The organism is Idiomarina loihiensis (genome assembly GCF_024584785.1).
GTDB lineage: Bacteria > Pseudomonadota > Gammaproteobacteria > Enterobacterales > Alteromonadaceae > Pseudidiomarina > Pseudidiomarina fusca.
The window spans coordinates 1,783,750-1,800,702 of the sequence record NZ_CP074112.1; the positions used below are offsets into that span (position 1 = coordinate 1,783,750).

The 16,953-nt window shown below is 42.9% G+C and carries 17 protein-coding genes; 3 read left to right on the forward strand and 14 right to left on the reverse strand.

What is annotated here, in order from left to right; all coding sequences use genetic code 11:
- Nucleotides 1-2: 2 nt before the first annotated feature.
- From KGF88_RS08570 to cysC, 14 genes are all read right to left on the reverse strand, one after another.
- Nucleotides 3-254, reverse strand: a complete 252-nt coding sequence (locus tag KGF88_RS08570) for an acyl carrier protein (RefSeq protein ID WP_153827140.1) — start codon at nt 252-254, stop codon at nt 3-5.
- Between the two features lie 3 nt (nt 255-257).
- On the reverse strand, nt 258-1,280 hold the full coding sequence (locus tag KGF88_RS08575) for a hypothetical protein (protein ID WP_153827141.1): 1,023 nt from the start codon (nt 1,278-1,280) through the stop codon (nt 258-260).
- Nucleotides 1,277-2,380, reverse strand: a complete 1,104-nt coding sequence (locus tag KGF88_RS08580) for a hypothetical protein (RefSeq protein WP_153827142.1) — start codon at nt 2,378-2,380, stop codon at nt 1,277-1,279. The genes KGF88_RS08575 and KGF88_RS08580 overlap by 4 nt, the downstream gene beginning before the upstream one ends.
- 434 nt (nt 2,381-2,814) lie before the next feature.
- Entirely contained in the window at nt 2,815-3,099 is a 285-nt protein-coding gene (locus KGF88_RS08585) for a PqqD family peptide modification chaperone (RefSeq protein WP_162014616.1), read from the reverse strand.
- A 70-nt stretch (nt 3,100-3,169) separates the two neighbouring features.
- Complete coding sequence (locus KGF88_RS08590; protein ID WP_153827144.1) at nt 3,170-5,131, reverse strand: asparagine synthase-related protein; 1,962 nt, start codon at nt 5,129-5,131, stop codon at nt 3,170-3,172.
- Nucleotides 5,128-5,838: a sugar-transfer associated ATP-grasp domain-containing protein gene (locus KGF88_RS08595; RefSeq protein WP_153827145.1), complete on the reverse strand. Its 711-nt coding sequence runs from the start codon at nt 5,836-5,838 to the stop codon at nt 5,128-5,130. Before KGF88_RS08595 ends, KGF88_RS08590 begins: the two co-directional genes overlap by 4 nt.
- A 640-nt stretch (nt 5,839-6,478) precedes the next feature.
- Complete coding sequence (locus KGF88_RS08600) at nt 6,479-8,653, reverse strand: EAL domain-containing protein (protein ID WP_153827146.1); 2,175 nt, start codon at nt 8,651-8,653, stop codon at nt 6,479-6,481.
- Nucleotides 8,654-8,688: 35 nt separating this feature from the next.
- On the reverse strand, nt 8,689-8,859 hold the full coding sequence (locus tag KGF88_RS08605; protein ID WP_153827147.1) for a hypothetical protein: 171 nt from the start codon (nt 8,857-8,859) through the stop codon (nt 8,689-8,691).
- 63 nt (nt 8,860-8,922) lie between these two features.
- Nucleotides 8,923-9,450: a phage tail protein gene (locus KGF88_RS08610; RefSeq protein ID WP_153827148.1), complete on the reverse strand. Its 528-nt coding sequence runs from the start codon at nt 9,448-9,450 to the stop codon at nt 8,923-8,925.
- Between the two features lie 11 nt (nt 9,451-9,461).
- The gene (locus tag KGF88_RS08615) at nt 9,462-9,989 is read right to left on the reverse strand and encodes a phage tail protein (RefSeq protein WP_153827149.1); all 528 of its coding nucleotides are present in this window, start codon (nt 9,987-9,989) and stop codon (nt 9,462-9,464) included.
- 21 nt (nt 9,990-10,010) lie between these two features.
- Nucleotides 10,011-10,526 carry a phage tail protein gene (locus KGF88_RS08620; RefSeq protein ID WP_153827150.1) on the reverse strand — a complete coding sequence of 172 codons (516 nt, stop codon included), beginning with the start codon at nt 10,524-10,526 and terminating at the stop codon, nt 10,011-10,013.
- Between the two features lie 101 nt (nt 10,527-10,627).
- The gene (locus KGF88_RS08625) at nt 10,628-11,104 is read right to left on the reverse strand and encodes a GNAT family N-acetyltransferase (protein WP_153827151.1); all 477 of its coding nucleotides are present in this window, start codon (nt 11,102-11,104) and stop codon (nt 10,628-10,630) included.
- 15 nt (nt 11,105-11,119) lie between these two features.
- The gene (locus KGF88_RS08630) at nt 11,120-12,091 is read right to left on the reverse strand and encodes a DHH family phosphoesterase (protein WP_162014617.1); all 972 of its coding nucleotides are present in this window, start codon (nt 12,089-12,091) and stop codon (nt 11,120-11,122) included.
- Nucleotides 12,088-12,681, reverse strand: a complete 594-nt coding sequence (gene cysC / locus KGF88_RS08635; RefSeq protein ID WP_153827152.1) for an adenylyl-sulfate kinase — start codon at nt 12,679-12,681, stop codon at nt 12,088-12,090. Before cysC ends, KGF88_RS08630 begins: the two co-directional genes overlap by 4 nt.
- 206 nt (nt 12,682-12,887) lie before the next feature.
- On the opposite strand from cysC, the gene cysD reads away from it, so the two are divergent.
- The 3 genes from cysD to KGF88_RS08650 are packed head-to-tail and all read left to right on the forward strand — an operon-like array spanning nt 12,888 to nt 16,950.
- Complete coding sequence (gene cysD / locus KGF88_RS08640; protein WP_153827153.1) at nt 12,888-13,793, forward strand: sulfate adenylyltransferase subunit CysD; 906 nt, start codon at nt 12,888-12,890, stop codon at nt 13,791-13,793.
- Nucleotides 13,793-15,199, forward strand: a complete 1,407-nt coding sequence (cysN, locus tag KGF88_RS08645) for a sulfate adenylyltransferase subunit CysN (RefSeq protein WP_153827154.1) — start codon at nt 13,793-13,795, stop codon at nt 15,197-15,199. Before cysD ends, cysN begins: the two co-directional genes overlap by 1 nt.
- A complete protein-coding gene (locus KGF88_RS08650) occupies nt 15,196-16,950 on the forward strand; it encodes an SLC13 family permease (protein WP_153827155.1) in 1,755 nt (584 codons plus the stop codon). The genes cysN and KGF88_RS08650 overlap by 4 nt, the downstream gene beginning before the upstream one ends.
- Nucleotides 16,951-16,953 lie beyond the last annotated feature (3 nt).

The window sequence follows — 16,953 nt, forward strand, 5'->3', positions numbered from 1 at the left end:
ATCTATTTTTGACGTTTAATTACTTCGAGGACTTCTTCCGAAACTTCAGCGATAGTTCTACATTCGAACATAAGCAATGGCTCTACCTCAATTTCGTATTCATCTTCAATCATTCCGCACAGCAATACAGCATAGAATGACGTCATCCCTATATCTACTAGAGGCGTCGTCGGAGTTACATCTTCACGAGAAACCTCTAAAACCCCTACTGCGCTATTTGTCAAAAAGGCTTGTATGTCTTGCACTGTTGTCATTTTCTATGTTGTCCTAATAACCAATCGCGATATTTCGTAGGCAATTTTATTATTCTCGTTGTGCTTAATATCTAAAATTTTTGCCGTCGGAAATTTTGTGAAAAATTGCTGTACCATGTACTTCAAAATAAATCTGGAAAGCCCAAAACCAACGCAAAAGTGTCTTCCGTGACCGAATGGGAATGCAGGACACCCGCCCCGCTCTATCGCTTGGATATCAAACAAGTAGGTTCCGTTGTAGGCGCTATCCTTAGCGCTATCCTTGCAAACTCTATGTAAGTATGATTGTGCCGCACCCTTCGCTATTTCCTCGTCTGAAAGAGCAACCGTGCGATCACGAGACTCTTGCAGCCGCTTGGCAACAATATTAGTAAAGGTTTGGGCTAATGGAGCCGTAGCCGCGTAAAGAATAATAACTATTGATATCTTATCAACTTGACGCTCTGGCCACGCACGGTTTCTTAATAAATGCCCCAAAGCCGTGCGTTCTCTGACTATACCCGCAGCCACTGTGTCCTCGACCGCTTCAATGGCGCGCTTAATTTTCTGGTTGATGGCCTTTAATTCGCGGAGTGAACGATAGGGCTGCACAAGTTCTTGTAAACGAATTGTATCTGCATTAAACGAAGCCGAATCTGCGGGCATTAGACCCAGCGTCGGTTTCAAGAGGCTATCAAATACTTTTAAAGAAAGCTCTTCTACTAAGTCGAACTCTGCACATTCATCTAAATTATCAACAAGCTTTTCAATTGTATCTTTAATATATTCCGACCAATCGTTTAGGATTACGTCCAGCAGATCTTTATAAACATCTCGAAGCTGCCGCAACTGCTCTCCTTCTTGAAAAAACGGCGCAAGACGGGTAAACCGAACTAACTCATCCAAACCAGACACATTATGGCGCTGTAGTTGTTCTAGATAAGCTAAAAGACCCGGAACCTGCATGCCATCACGCCTGAGTAATGCATTTGCCTCCTCAAAATCAACAACACGCTTGAACATTGTCTGTTCTGCTAGTTTGTTCAAACTCTATGCGCCTCAAGTCGGATTAGATAGCTCAAGCTATAACCATAATGAATCTGATAATCAATTTCATAGTTATCAAGTAGAAGAAGTAATTTTAAAGTCCGCTGCCAAAACCAAGGTATGAGTTGAAGTGCAAGCCATTGGCCTGGGCAAGCATGCGAACCTGCACCAAAATTTAAGTTGGGGGTGGAAGACAGTAACTCACTTACATCAAACTCTTTAAGCGATTCTTCCCGCCGATTAATTTGATGTATATCTACCGCTTGGTAACACTGGTCGATTTTACTGTATCTAACAAGACGTTGAGTATTTCCAAAAACCCGAATGATATTTTGTACTACTCTATTGTCTACCTCTAAACTGATGAAAGCTTGGAGCTCGTCAGTTTTAAAATTACTCATCAATATAGCAATGAAACGACCCACAAGTTCGGCTGGTGTGGTGGAGCCTAATGCAAGCAAAAAGATACTTGCCTGTAATTCATCAAAACTTTTACCATCTTGCTCGGCTAAACGTTTGAATTTGTCAATTAGGGGCGCATTAGCACTGTTAAATCGAAGCGAATCACTAATAATATCAAGCAATTTACCCGCACTTGCATCTGCCTGCTTAAGCTTTCGGATGGGAGCTAAGTGCTCAATCATTTGTTCAGTACAATGAATTTCACTTAAGAAGTCGTATTCATCGCGCTCAGGCAAGTGCAACCCTAAAATGTCAGAGCCAATTAACTGCGCTAGCGGCGCAACAAGACTGTCAAGAAAATCGACTGAATCACCTTGAACTAACTGGGCTTCTACGCCAGCGAACATAGCCTCCGCCTTCTCAATGAATTGCGGCAGTAAAGACTTAATAAAAGAGCCAGCTAAGCCCGGTCTCAAAAACCTACAAAATGACTGCTCCGATTCAGAAAAACCTAAACCACGTGCAACCGTGTGCACATGCTTTAGGTTTGGAAACGAAATAGAACCATGAGTGCCCTCCTCAAGGAGGGTAATAAAATGCAAAAAATCAGGAGGTATGGAGTTCCTGCACCTAAGTACAGCTCGCCCCTCGGCTTCGCTGCAGATATTACGATGGCTAGTCTCTTTTAAGGCATCCATTTAGATAGGAATGTTAATGCGTTATCGATCGTTTACTTAAGACGTTCCATAATTATAGTTAATTTCTACGGTGTCTGGCGATGGTTTCGATGATTTGGTTATATCTATCGCGAAATCAATCACTACTGGCGTTTCCCATGTTTTTTTGTCAGTAACTTCAACAATAACTTTATTACTCGACTTGTTACTTAGATTTTTCATTTTAGTTCCCTCTTTTTTAGATAAAAAAATGTTAACCGAAATCGCTAAACATGTATAGATGTGCCCGAATAAAAAAATGCCACTCTTAACTACTTGCGTTGCCTCTATGAACTTTGATGTTAAAATATTTCCTACATTTCGCTTTAAGTCAAGAACTATTTCGAGAGGGTGCCTGCTTTACTACACGAAACTCGTGGTGGCCTCTAACTATAAGCCATCAGTAATCCTTGGTTTTAAGAACTAAGCACTTGGATGAGATTTCGTTGCTGCATTTCATTTAAGAATAGCAATACATCTTGCTCGCATTGCTCTTTACTCACTTCAAACTCTTGCTGTAGTTTTGTACAAACAACGTCTACCGCTAAAGGTTGCTCTAACATCTCCCAAATTCTGCTGGCGACCCCGTTCAATCCAAGATAATCACTCTGGTCTTCACTCATCATAACAACTTCATTGCCCATGTGAGCGAAGACTAATTCTGTATGCCTTTGTACTTTATCTTCCAATGCTATGGTCATATTAACTCTTCCTATCATTAACTTATCGAACGAAAACAGAAGCGCCCAAAACGCTTATACTAACTAAAAGTTACCGCTTTTTGTTAGGACTACTCTCAGTTAATTTACTACAAAAATCCAGCCGTCCCTCTTGCTGTGCTTTAGCGAGACTATTTAAAGTATCCAGGGCTTTAATATTTGCGACAAAGGGTAATTGCAAGAGATGATCAAGTCGCTCAAATCGCAGATAATGCTGCAACACAGGCAATTTAGCATTATCTTTGACCTCAGCTATAAGCTTTTTCAATCTCATTTTCACATCAAGACGCTGATGTTTTGGTAGCACCACATCATGTTTCATTCGCATTCGAATGCGTTCGGTCACTAAGTCTTTAATAATTTCTCGAAACATCCATCGCTCAATACCAAATTTACATTTCATATGGGTGGGTACTGAATAAGCGAACTCAATCAGCTCTTTATCAAACATGGGGTAGCGATATTCAAAATTAAAAGCCCTTGCATGGATTTCCGACCCCGATACTCGGCTCTCTATCCCCACATGAAATAGCTCTCGGTAATCTCTTTCACGAACGCCAGAAGATGTATAGTTATCAACAAAGTCAACAGCCTCTTTTAGTCTTTGCCTTGTAACAAGTTCAGGATTCAAAGGGGATTCGGTAGCGGAAAAGTGCAATAACTGGACCATAGGATTACGCCGGCGCTCAATTGTTCTGAACAGCGGTGGGTAACCATATTTCACACCAAGCTTTAGAAAGTTAAACAAGGGCTTCACTCTACGCCCTCTTTTTTTTGTGTATTGAAACTGTTGATAAAGTGATAACCAACGACCTTTACGGAATAATTCATCCTCATAAAAAGCCCCATAAGAAGTGACGCAGTGATCACCGCCCCAGCCACTAAGTAAGGTACGCACACCTCGGTCTTTCACTAAATAGTACCGAGTACATTTTTGCCCCGGATGAGGGGCTACAACACCATAATATTGTTCTATTAAATCATTATAGTTTTCAGGTTGTTGTTGTGTTGTCCACTCAGCGGATAAGTTTGGATAAAGAGCCAAAAATTCAAATATATCCTTATAGGTATCTTGGTAAATATGTCTATTATCATCAGTAAGTTGCTGCGAATCATACGAATAGGTATAAATAGTTTGATGCGGCAACATTCGAGCTGTTAAGCCAGTTATAGCGGTTGAATCAAGACCTTCACTAAGCTCACAACCGATTGGGTACGCTGAAAGCAGGCGACGCTTCACCGCCTTCTCAAACCGCACCCTCAATTCTCGTAGATAATCCTCATCTGAATTTAGACTAGGGTACTGTTTAACTTGCAACTGCCAGTAGCACTCACTGCGCACACTGTGCGGAGTAATAACTACATAATGTGCAGGAGGAACTCTCTGTATTGCCTTAACTGGGGAGTAATAACCTGAATTTGATTTTGGTAAAAACAGATCAAGCACAAAGTCGTCATTAAGCTCTCTAGACACTAGCCCACTTTCAAGCAGCGCATTATGTTCATTACTAACCAATACAGCGTCGTCAGTAACACTATAGAAGGCCGTTTTAATTCCCAGATGATCACGAGCTATATAAATTGAATCTTTATTTTTATCCCAAACCGCAAAGACAAAATCCCCTAGCAATTTTGCTGCACAGTCTTCACCCCATTTTTGATAGGCAGCTAAAATAATTGCACCATCAGGATAATCTGATGCAAGAAACATACCGCGTTTATCTCCGATATCGAGTCGCAATTCGTCAAGCAATTCATGTCGGTTATCAATTCGAGCATTAGCTACGCACAGAAAATGGCCACATTGAGACACATGCACAGATTCATTATGAGATTGTGGTGTATTAGAAAACCGAAGATGACTCACTGAAAGAGCGCCACCGTTAGGTTCTATGCTCAGCTCATATTGATCTACACTTTCTGGCTGCCAATAATCACTGGCAGCCAACATCTTTTGCATGATAGCTGCGGTATCAAATGTTTTAAACGCCCATAAAAGATTAAAAACACTCATAAACTATCTCTACCAGGGTTCAACCCTTCAATCATTTGAAGGTACATGGCATCAACTAAACCGCCTCGTTTTTCACTCTGCATTAAGTTTGTTCCCCAATTTATGTTTCCTTCAAGCAGCAGAGGTCCCTTATCCGTTAAAGCCACATCCCAGCCTACAGCATTTAAATCAATTACCTGTTGATGCGCGTAGGTAACCAACACTTTAATCGCTTGCCATTCCTGCAGAACTTTACCGTCTAGTTGTGGGATGGCTCCAGAATCTACATTAATAGCATAAGGCCGAATAAAAACTTTTCTTGAAATAGGTAGCTCTACATTGGCACGCCAGACCATAAATCTTCCAGCCACTTTTAACGTCACTATTCTAACAACTACCACCTCATCATTATCACAAATATCTGCAAATTCAGGAGGCATGACCAGTCTCGGCTGTTGCAAATAGTTCAAGTTCTTCGACAACCCCAGAAGGAAATCAATCACAGCCTGTTTACCATCAACACGAACAACACCATCTTTACTTGTTGAGTGAAACAAGCCTTCTTTAGTGGTCGTTAAAATAAAACATCCTTTGGCTTGAGATGATACGTCTGGCTTAAAGAAATAATCATTGCCCGGTACCAGATTAGCTAAGCTATCCACAGTCATCAATTGTGTAGGTACTGATGGCACATCTATAGAACTTGCAAAGAATAACTTACTACTCATTATCTTAGCTGTTCTATTACTATAGGCTGCTTGAAAGGTCTGATGCCAGTGTGGCAATACTTGGTTAGGAACATAGTACCACCAATAACATAGCGGGACGTTATATAGCGCCAGTGAATGGAAGCTCTGGGGAGTTATTCCTCTCGAGTATGCTCTTATAGCTTTCCATAAATAGCGAGGTGATATGGGAACGATCGTTTCTGTTTGCTTACTGCCGTGTTTAGTCTTTCTGTAAAGATGCCGAACATACAACCAAGGGCCGAAAATGATATACCAAGAGATGATGCTGTAGACCACGGCCAAACCATACAACCAGCGTGGAATAGGTTGCCAAGCGTTGAAAAAAACTTTTTTATGGAGCTGATATCCCTGACACTTCTTATCAGCGAGGCCAAGAGGCACAATGAATCGCCAACTAATAAGAGTATGGGGCGACTTTCTCAATAATATCCGTTTATAAAAGTACTTTAAGAGTTTACCCAATGTACTAGATCCACATAGAATGGTAGTCAAAGCCCACTAATTGATGGTCACTTTATAATTATAGGCAGCTTCGATAAAGTCTACACCAACAAGCTCCTTGAACTTCCCGAGTATACATCGTGAAGTAGCAAACCATCCAATTATTGTGTCGCTTTGTTTAGTTACGACAAGAAAAATACTGCACCACGTCAGTATAGGATGACGGTTTGGCAAAAAAATAGCCCTGAATACGATCACATCCCAATGCCTTCAATTCATGCAGCGTTGCCTCATCCTCAACGCCTTCTGCTGTAACTTGCATGCCCAGATTGTGGGCTAATTCTATGGTTGAACTAATAATAATTCGGCTGCGCTCATCAGTGGTTAAAGCTCCTACAAACAGTCGATCTAATTTAACCTCAGCTATCGGAAACAAACTCAAATAACTCAAGGATGAATAACCTGTTCCGAAATCATCCACACTGCAGCAAATGCCTCTTTTAGCCAAGGTTTGCAAAACATCTTGCGCAACCCCAGAATCAGTAATCAAACCCGTCTCAGTGATTTCAAAGCACAACCGAACATTTTTTAAACCAACCACAGTGGCCAGAACAAAATCTACAAAGCCTGGTTCCATTAAATCATCGGCGGTAACATTCACACTAATACGACTAATCTCATAATCTTCAGCAAGCCTCTTTGCATATTCGCAAGCCTTCGAAATTACCCAACGAGTTACTTCGGGCATCATCCCTGCTTGCTCAATTAGTGGAATAAAGGTAGCTGGTAATAACATACCACGGGTAGGATGATGCCATCGCAATAATGCTTCAGCGCTATTAATCTTATCCTCTAAAACGCTATATTGAGGTTGTAGTAATAATTCAAAATCCTGCATCCGAGCCGTTGTAAAGTCTTTGAGCAGCATTAAATCAACAGGATCAGGCTCAAAACTTTCGTGGTACTTAAGCCACTGCATATGATGACTCTGAACATAAGACAAAGCAGTTAGTGCACGGCGCAAAAGCTCCTCTGTGGGGTTATCTAACCGTTCGTTTAAATCAATCTCAACCACACCCATAGCAATTACTGGGTCAATATCAATATTAGACATTTCAAGGGGCGTGGAAATAAACTCGTAGATTTGTTCGGCAGTTAAGTCTGATTGACACGTAAAAGCGAATAAACCAGCACCCAAATGAGCCTTATAGCGAAAAGACGGGCTATCTATGCGACGGGCAAACTGTTGTACTAATTCTATTGATGTTTGATGGGAAAACGCTGTGGTCACCGCCTCTAGATTAACAATGCGAGCTACCACAAACCAACGTAGCTCCTGGGGCTCAGGACTACTTCTAACGTATTGGTTTAAACAGCTAACAAAGGCATCCCTATTTAATAGCTGAGTCACTGAATCATGGGTAGCGGTATATTCAAGCTGAGCAGCAAAGCGAACTGATTTTACGCGAAATAACACCAGCGAAATGATGATACCTAATAACAGAGTGATAAAAACCAATAACAAGCCAGTGTAATGCTGTAACTGTTCATACCAGGATAAACTTTTCCACTCCAAGTACGGCAACCAGCGATTATAAACTTGCTGGTAGCCGCCACTGACAATAATACTTGAAAGTGCATCATTAAGTTGAGCCAGTGTTTTAGTATCACCCTTACGAACACCAAACGCATAAGGCACGGCCCAGAATGGCGGACTCGTCTGAACTAAATCAAGGTTATACTGCTGAATTAAATGACGAGACGATTGAATCACTTCAATACAGAGCTCCGCTTGCCCTTGCGCCACCAACACTAAACAATCGAGTTCATCTGTTGCCCAGACGATTTGGTTACGTAATATAAGCGGTAACTCCAGCTCTGCAAAAGCCCCCTCAACCACAGCTATTCTTTCGGTCTTAATTGCTGCTAAGGCACGCACTGAAGCATCACCTTCACGCATAAAAATTGCATGCGCGACATGATAAAAAGGAATCGAGAAATCAAAAAGTTGAGAGCGCTTGTCGGTGGCAATTAAGGCGACAGCATCGGCTTCACCAGCCTGAACTTTGCGCAAGGCCTCCGACCAAACATGTAAGTTTTGCTCTATTTTAAAGTGACCGTCCAGCGCAAACTGACGTTCAAGATCAACCAAAAAGCCATGTGATCCATCAGTATCTAACCACTGAAACGGCGGATAAAAAGCTGAACCTGTAAAGCGGACCTTGGCTGACGAATCAGAATCTTCTGGTAGTGTTTGAGCCGGCCTCGCCACACCGAAAACCATGGCAATTACTAACAGGAAGATAACAGTAACAACCAGTAATTTTGTTAATGTTTTCGTGGTTGTTACCATTCAAGTTCTCACACAGCATCAAAGTAAATCGCTAATTAACTACCAACACTAGTATAGGTATCCGACTCAAATGGGTTGTTATCTTTGATAGCACTCTCGGTGGTGGCAGAAGATAGAATACTCAACGTCGGCTGTTGCCAAGCCTTACGCAACTCTTGCTTACTACCCTGCTCACTAACCACTACTTCAGTTTGTTTATTGGCCATGATATGTCTCCATCAAATTAAATTAAAAATCAATCAAGTAAATACGAGTACATGATTGTCTGATTACGGCCGTATCGGATACTCGCCGCCATCAACACAAATATAAAACCCCATTGCCAATACCGGCTGTCTGTTCTCATGCGCTTGCCCAGCACCGGTAATACCGATGGTCGCGGGATGCAGCGGAACAAGATTAGTGCCAGCGGCGGTAAAGGTTTTAAACTCTATAGTATCTTGAATGTTCGCTAAATAGCCAGATGTCGGAATAGCCGAATCTGCAGCTTTGCGAACAGCCCGCCATTCATGAGTATGTGGTGGAAGTTGTGGTGGCAGTAGGTTAACGGAGTTAGCTCCCAAAGACTGACCAAAAGAATAACCAGATAACCCTGCCCCCTGTCCCCACTGAGCTATCACTTTATGGCGGAGGTCAGGGAGATTATAAGTGGTAGAGCTTCCACCGAATTTAGTACCAATAATAGAATAAAGTGCCGGATATTGCGACACTTGTAAAGTTTGTCCCATGCATTCCAACCAATACCTTGGTGCAAAGTTATATGGAAAGGCTCTAATTTCTCCAAGATAAGCATCCATAATAGTTGCTCCTAGTATTGCGATGGATAAATGCCGGTGTGGGCAATAATGTAATTTAACGCCATCATGGGCATTCTATTTTCATGTGCCATTGCATGGCCCTCAGGCTTAATACATTCAGCATTCAACACATTAATATCCGCCGGATTAGTTGATGTACTGTAACTTTTATTATCGCCTAAATTGAGCGCATTATTGGCCGGAATATTGGTATCACCGGTTGCGATACTAACCATAACACTATGTTGGTGTGAGGGCATTTCTGCAGCGGTTAAGGTCTCCGTCTCTGTGCCTAACGTTTGGCCTCGAGTCACATTACTACCGGTTGCAGGATTAGTACCAATTCCAATAGGAATTCTGCTACGCATATCAGGCAACTTAAAATGAGTTTGGCCATCACCGCCATAGGTTGTTCCCAGTAATGAGAATAGCGCTTCGTTTTCTACAATTTGAAGCGACTGCCCAGCACAGATATACCAGCCTTGCGGAGCGTAATCTCCCGCAAAAATTCTAATTTCACCAAGATAGAAATCACTCATATCAATGTCCTCTATGGTCTTCTACGGCCGGCTAGGAAAGATGCCAGTTGTCGCAATACAATAGACCAAGCCAATACTGGGCTGCATGTTGTTATGGGCTTGGCTCCCACCGACGCTACTCAAGCTATTACTGGTAAGCATTTGATCAGGGACCACTGAACCATAAATATCAGCTGCATCGCCAGATACTTCTCCCAACATGGTATTAGGTCTTGGTTGAGGAACGTCGGCAGCAAGGCTTGTTGCCATTACTTGGTGACGATGCGCAGGCATTGCTTCAACAGTTAAGGCGACTCGCTCACTCCCTACTTTAGTCCCCACAGTCAGCCCAATGTTGTAATCTTGCCCCACCACAGCCCGGTATCGCAAATCAGGAAGCTGAAACGTAGTTCCCGCATTACCTCCGAATCTGTTAGCAAGTAATGCATACAATGCTTGATATTGATTTATCGGTAGCGTTTGTCCGTCGCAAATCATCCAACCATTAGGGATAAATCCATAAGTAAATAATCTTATTTCACCAAGAAAATTATCCATGGCGAACTCCTCTTGCGTTTCTTGTTCATTCGATTGGAATTGGTTAAGAATTTAACATCTAGAACATTGATGTAGAACAAACTTTGAACAAACGCAAGTGTTTACAACAACTTTTTCAAATACCAATGCAGATCGGTTTCGCCGCAAATACAAAAACCTAAGCGCTGGTAAAGTCGTAATGCAGGATTATCTTTTTGCACGTGAAGGTCAGCATCTAAAGATTTAGCCCTCGCAAGATCAATGAAGTGTTCAAGCACTTGAGTACCAACACCTCGGCATCGATAGCGTTGATCGATAATGATATCAACTAATCTTAAACATCCAGTAATCTGAGCTTGCCCAATACGAAGTATTCCAATCGGTTGACTATCCAAGGTGGCGGTGAGCTTTTGATAATCATGGTAAGAAACAGAGTAAGACTGCTCACGAATATCATATTGTGAACGTAGTAATTGCTCTAAAATGGCGGGAGGTGAAAGTAAGCGTGAAAACTCCTGCTGTTTTTGGTCAGCAAAGAGTGTGTAGGCCAAGTCACCATCTCGGGCATCTGAAAACGGTTCTAACCTGGTTGTTATCACACACTCTCCTCAGGGCTAACTATAGGCTAAAGTTACTGCATTAATAAACAAATCTAATTGCTCCATCGGCAACGCGTTCACACCAGCAGCTCCAGCTCGACCTCCGCCGGTAGCGAAGCCTGAACAAATATCGCCCGCACCTTGCAAATTCGATTTAGGCGCCCGCAAACTGATAGTTAATGTGCAGCCATCGGCATTAGGAGTAGCAATTACAATCGCTTTATCAGGATTTGCATGAGCTAAATCATTACCTAACGTACCACTAATTCGACGCGCCCAAGCCGCATCATCAAGTAACAAGGCTTTCACTGATCTATTCTCAGCCACAACAACAGCATTACGAGCTTTCTGCATATCTTCGGCATAACCGTCACGAAGCGCTGCAAACGGAGAGGTGCTATCAGCAACAATATCAAATGGAGAATCATAGGCTGATAATGCTTGGTACAAGCCTTGGGGCTCAAAGTGTAAGTCAGTCAAATCAGCACCGTAACCGTTGTAATTAACCAACACGCCCAACTCGCGCAGCTGTTCTGCTCGCTTGCCAGAGAAACTTAGTTTGCTACATTCTGCATAAGCGACACTATTTAAACTATCGCCAAACGCTGCCGCAATCGCCCAAGCATGATGCTGCTGGTTTAAGTAGTCACTAACTAACAACCCCGTACAAACTGCCGGAGAGAAATCAATAACTGTGGTCAGTCGCGGATGCTCAAACAAGGTTTTGGCTTGATGATGATCGCAATAAAACACCGATTCCACACTTGGTAGGATACTACGAAGCGCCTCCGTATTTTTATCAAAAGAAAGATCTAAAGCCGTTACTATAGCTCCAGCCGCTTGCTCTAGATTAATGTGCTGAATCAGCGCGTTATCCCGTTTTACTCCGCTAATTATTTGGCTCTCAACGACAGGAAAGGCTTTACGCCATTGAATTAGCGAAAAAATACCATCTGCGTCGCCGTTAAAAACATCAATATACTTCACGAGATAATTTCCTTTTCAACGAGCGCTTGAATCACTTGTTCTGCTGCTTCTTCCACGCTAAGTGATGCAGTGCGTAGATGCACTTCTGGCGCTAATGGCGGCTCATATGGTGAGCTGATACCGGTAAAATGCGGAATATCACCTGCTCGGGCTTTTTTATACAAGCCTTTAGGATCTCGTTGTTCGCACACAGCCAAGGGAGTATCTACATACACCTCGATAAAACGACTAGCAGCAAGTTTGCGGGCTTGCTCACGATCGGCCAGAAACGGCGATATAAAAGCAGTGCCGACAATTAACCCGGCATCGGTCATCAAATTCGCGACTTCGGTAATGCGACGGATATTTTCCACTCGCGAAACATCGTCGAAACCTAAATCTTTGTTCAAGCCGTGGCGCACATTATCGCCGTCCAGCACGTAGCTGTGACAACCACGCTCATATAGTTTTCTATCTACTGCGTTGGCAATCGTGCTTTTACCTGAACCAGATAAGCCGGTATACCAAAGTACACAAGATGCGTGACCTTTTTGCGCCTTCCTTTCAGCAGTCGAGACTGAAGCTTGGTGCCAGACAATATTTGTACTCATTCAATAATCCCTATCAATAAACCTTCGCGCAGTGTAGCCATCAAACAAAAGCCAGTAAAGAGAGCTTTATAGTGAAGCCACCTTCATGTTGCCCTTTATCTCACTTCCACCATTCCTAAAACTAAGCTATAATGCAACAACTTTTCAACGCCAAGTTGAACCTCAGATCTTTTTAAACAGATTAGCAGTCAAGGACGTCCCAAACCATGGCCTCAAAGCTTACTCATTTAAAGCAATTAGAAGCGGAATCAATTCATATATTTCGTGAAGTAGCTGCTGAATTTCAAAATCCTGTGATGCTTTACTCAGTAGGTAAAGATAGCTCAGTTCTTTTGCATTTAGCTCGTAAGGCTTTTGCCCCCGGCAAAATACCTTTTCCACTGATGCATGTAGATACGACTTGGAAATTCAAAGAAATGATTGAGTTTCGAGACCGGATGGCGAAACAACATGGTTTTGAATTAATAACTCACAGCAATCCCGAAGGCCTTGCCCAAGGTATTGGACCATTTAGCCACGGCAGTGCCGTTCATACAGACGTGATGAAAACTCAAGCCTTGAAGCAAGCTCTCGATAAGTATCAATTTGATGCAGCTTTTGGTGGTGCGCGCCGTGATGAAGAAAAATCTCGCGCCAAAGAACGCGTCTATAGCTTCCGCGACAAGAAGCATCGCTGGGACCCCAAAAATCAGCGCCCAGAACTCTGGAATATCTACAACGGTAAAGTACACAAAGGTGAAAGTATCCGAGTATTTCCACTGAGTAACTGGACCGAGCTTGATATTTGGCAATATATATATCTTGAAGGCATCGAGATTCCTGAGCTTTACTTCGCTAAAGAACGCCCAGTAGTAGAACGCGATGGCACACTCATTATGGTTGATGATGACCGTATGCCACTAGAAGAAAACGAAACTCCAGAAATGCGCATGGTACGTTTCCGTACTCTCGGCTGCTACCCGCTTACTGGCGCCGTTGAATCAAGCGCAGCAACACTGCCAGAGATCATTCAAGAAATGTTGCTGACCACTACATCGGAACGCCAAGGCCGCGTGATTGATCACGACAGTGCAGGATCTATGGAAAAGAAAAAGATGGAAGGGTATTTCTAATGAGTCACGCATCGCCATTAATTGAACAAAACATTTTAAAGTATCTGGAACAGCACGAAAATAAAGAACTGCTCAGATTTATCACCTGCGGCAGCGTTGATGACGGTAAGAGCACTTTGATTGGTCGCCTTTTGCACGACAGCAAGATGATTTTTGAAGATCAACTTGCTGCCATTACCAAAGATTCAAAGACGGTGGGTACAACAGGTGACCGAATTGACCTAGCGCTACTTGTAGACGGATTACAATCTGAACGTGAGCAAGGTATTACCATTGACGTTGCTTATCGGTACTTCAGTACCGACAAACGTAAGTTCATTATTGCAGATACCCCAGGACATGAGCAATACACGCGTAACATGGCTACAGGTGCTAGCACTAGTGATTTAGCCATTATTCTGATCGATGCTCGCCACGGTGTGCAGACCCAAACGCGTCGCCACAGTTTTATTGTCAGCTTGCTTGGCATTAAGCACGTGATTGTTGCTGTAAATAAAATGGATTTAGTTGATTACAACCAAGATCGTTACAAAGAAATTCAAGACGAATACTTAAAGTTGGCAGGACAACTAGATATTCCTGATATTCACTTTGTTCCGATTTCGGCGCTTGAAGGTGACAACGTCGTTAACCGCAGCGAGCATACGCCTTGGTTCCGCGGTCGGACCTTGATGGAGTATCTTGAGACACTAGAAATCAGTCGTGCTAGCGACCACACGGATTTCCGTTTTCCGGTGCAATATGTTAACCGCCCTAACCTGGATTTCCGCGGTTTCGCCGGTACCATTGCCTCTGGAACGGTTAAAGTTGGTGATACTATTCGTGCCCTACCTTCCGGTAAAGTATCAACCGTAAAAGGCATTCATACTTTTGACGGTGATTTAGACGAAGCTACAGCACCGCTAGCGGTTACGCTTACATTAAACGATGAGATCGACATTAGCCGCGGTGACATGATTGTCGAAAAAGATGCACTCCCTCATACCTCTAACCGCTTACGCGCAAAAGTTGTTTGGATGCATGAAGACGCCCTAGTGCCGCACCGTGACTATTACATTAAATTTGGTACGAAATTCACCAGCGGCAGTGCTGAGAAAATTCATCACCGTATTGATGTGAACAGCTTCGAAGAGAAAGATGCAGAAACCTTGGCGTTAAATGAAATTGGTCTGCTAGATTTCAGCCTGCAAGAACCGGTAGTGTTTGATAAATACCGCATTAATAAGAAAACCGGCGCGTTTATTATTATTGACCGAATATCTAACGTTACCGTCGGTGCTGGTATGGTTGAGCAACCATTAGCAGAAAAAGAAGACAACCAAGCCGAAGCAAGCGAGTTTGAAAAAGATTTAAACGCGTTTGTGCGTAAGCACTTCCCACATTGGGGAGCTAAAGAAATAGTATGATGCAGGCCTATGTAGGTCTTGTTATTGTCTTATTGTTTGCGGGGCTCATTTCTAATAGAGTGCGTCCCGCAACTCTGTTTGTTATAGCGGCCCTTGCACTTTATTTCCCCGGGCTACTTTCCGCTCAAGATCTACTAAACCACTATGTTAATCAGAGCTTAGTAACACTCATGCTGCTACTAATTGGCTCAATGGCATTAGAGCGCACTCGTGCTCTACAGTGGGTAAGTCGAAATCTATTCCACAAAAGCCAATTAGTAACCTTACTAAGAATGATGGGCTTAGTTAGTTTCACTTCGGCGTTTCTTAACAATACTGCAGTTGTGGCCGCACTCATGTCTACGGTGCGTAAAAACCGTGACCATCCCGCCCAACGTCTTCTAATACCCCTGAGCTATTTTGCAATACTAGGCGGTGTATTAACTCTCATTGGTACATCCACTAACTTGGTTGTAAACAGCTTTTTAGTAGAAACTGGACACCCTGGGTTTCATTTCTTTGACTTCTTACCCATAGGGTTAGGAGTTTTAGCTATTGCAGGCTTAACTACTTGCCTTGCTGCCTACTTGCTACCAAGCCAACAAGTAGCCAGTGATATTAGCCAAGATTACTTTCTTGATGCAAAAGTAGCTGATAATTCACCTCTTATTGGCAAAACGGTGCAGCAAGCAGGGTTACGTGCCCTAGATGGATTATTTCTAGCTGAAATAATTAGAGCGGGTAACCTCATTAGTCCAGTGAAGCCAGAAACTACTCTACAAGCCAAAGATCGTCTCGTCTTCTGTGGTGATGTTAAAGCCGCACAACAGGTATCGAATTTACCTGGGGTCAACATGTTTGCTCATGAAGCATTTTCCGAAACTAATGGGTTATTAAAGGATAACTTAACTGAAGTAATCGTTAGCCCAACCTCTACCCTAGTTGGAAGAACATTAAAAGAAGCAAACTTCCGAGCACTTTTTGATGCTGCGGTGGTGGCGATTGGCCGCGGTGGTCAACGAATTTCTGGAAAGTTAGGATTAGTAGAAATAAAGGCGGGGGACAGATTGGTATTAGCCGCTAGCGAAGATTTTTATCGGCATCGTAACCTGGAACGTAACTTTTTTGTATTGGAAGGAAAGCGTTTAAGCCCCACCCTAACTGGTAAACAAGAAATTATTACGATGCTTGGCTTTATCGCTATCGTGATTGGCGCAGCAACTCAAACCATCAGCTTATTTAATGGGCTATTAGGCTATCTCGGAATAATACTTGCAACCCAAGTGATATCGGCAGCAGATATTAGGCGGAGATTGCCATTAGATATCTGGTTAGTGATTGGTTCAGCCTTGTGCATTGCCGACGTGTTTATCAGTTCAGGCTTAGCAAGGAGTGTGTCACAGACATTATTTAGCTTTTTAGGTGACGGCCAGAACAGCGTTTGGTTGGCATTTATTGCGGTGTATACCCTAACTTGGATCATCACTGAAATAGTCACCAACAACGCAGCTGCAGCTATCGTATTCCCTATAGCTGTAGGCATTGCAGCGAGCCTAAATGTGGATATCATGCCATTTGTGATGGCTGTGGCATTTGGTGCTTCAGCCAGTTTTATCAGCCCATTTGGCTATCAAACGAACCTTATGGTTATGAACGCAGGAAACTATAAGTTCGGGGATTTTACTAAAATAGGGATATTGGTGTGGATGGCGTACAGTGCTTCTGCACTGTACTTAATTCCGAAGGTGTTTGGTTGGTTGGAGCCACTCTAACAA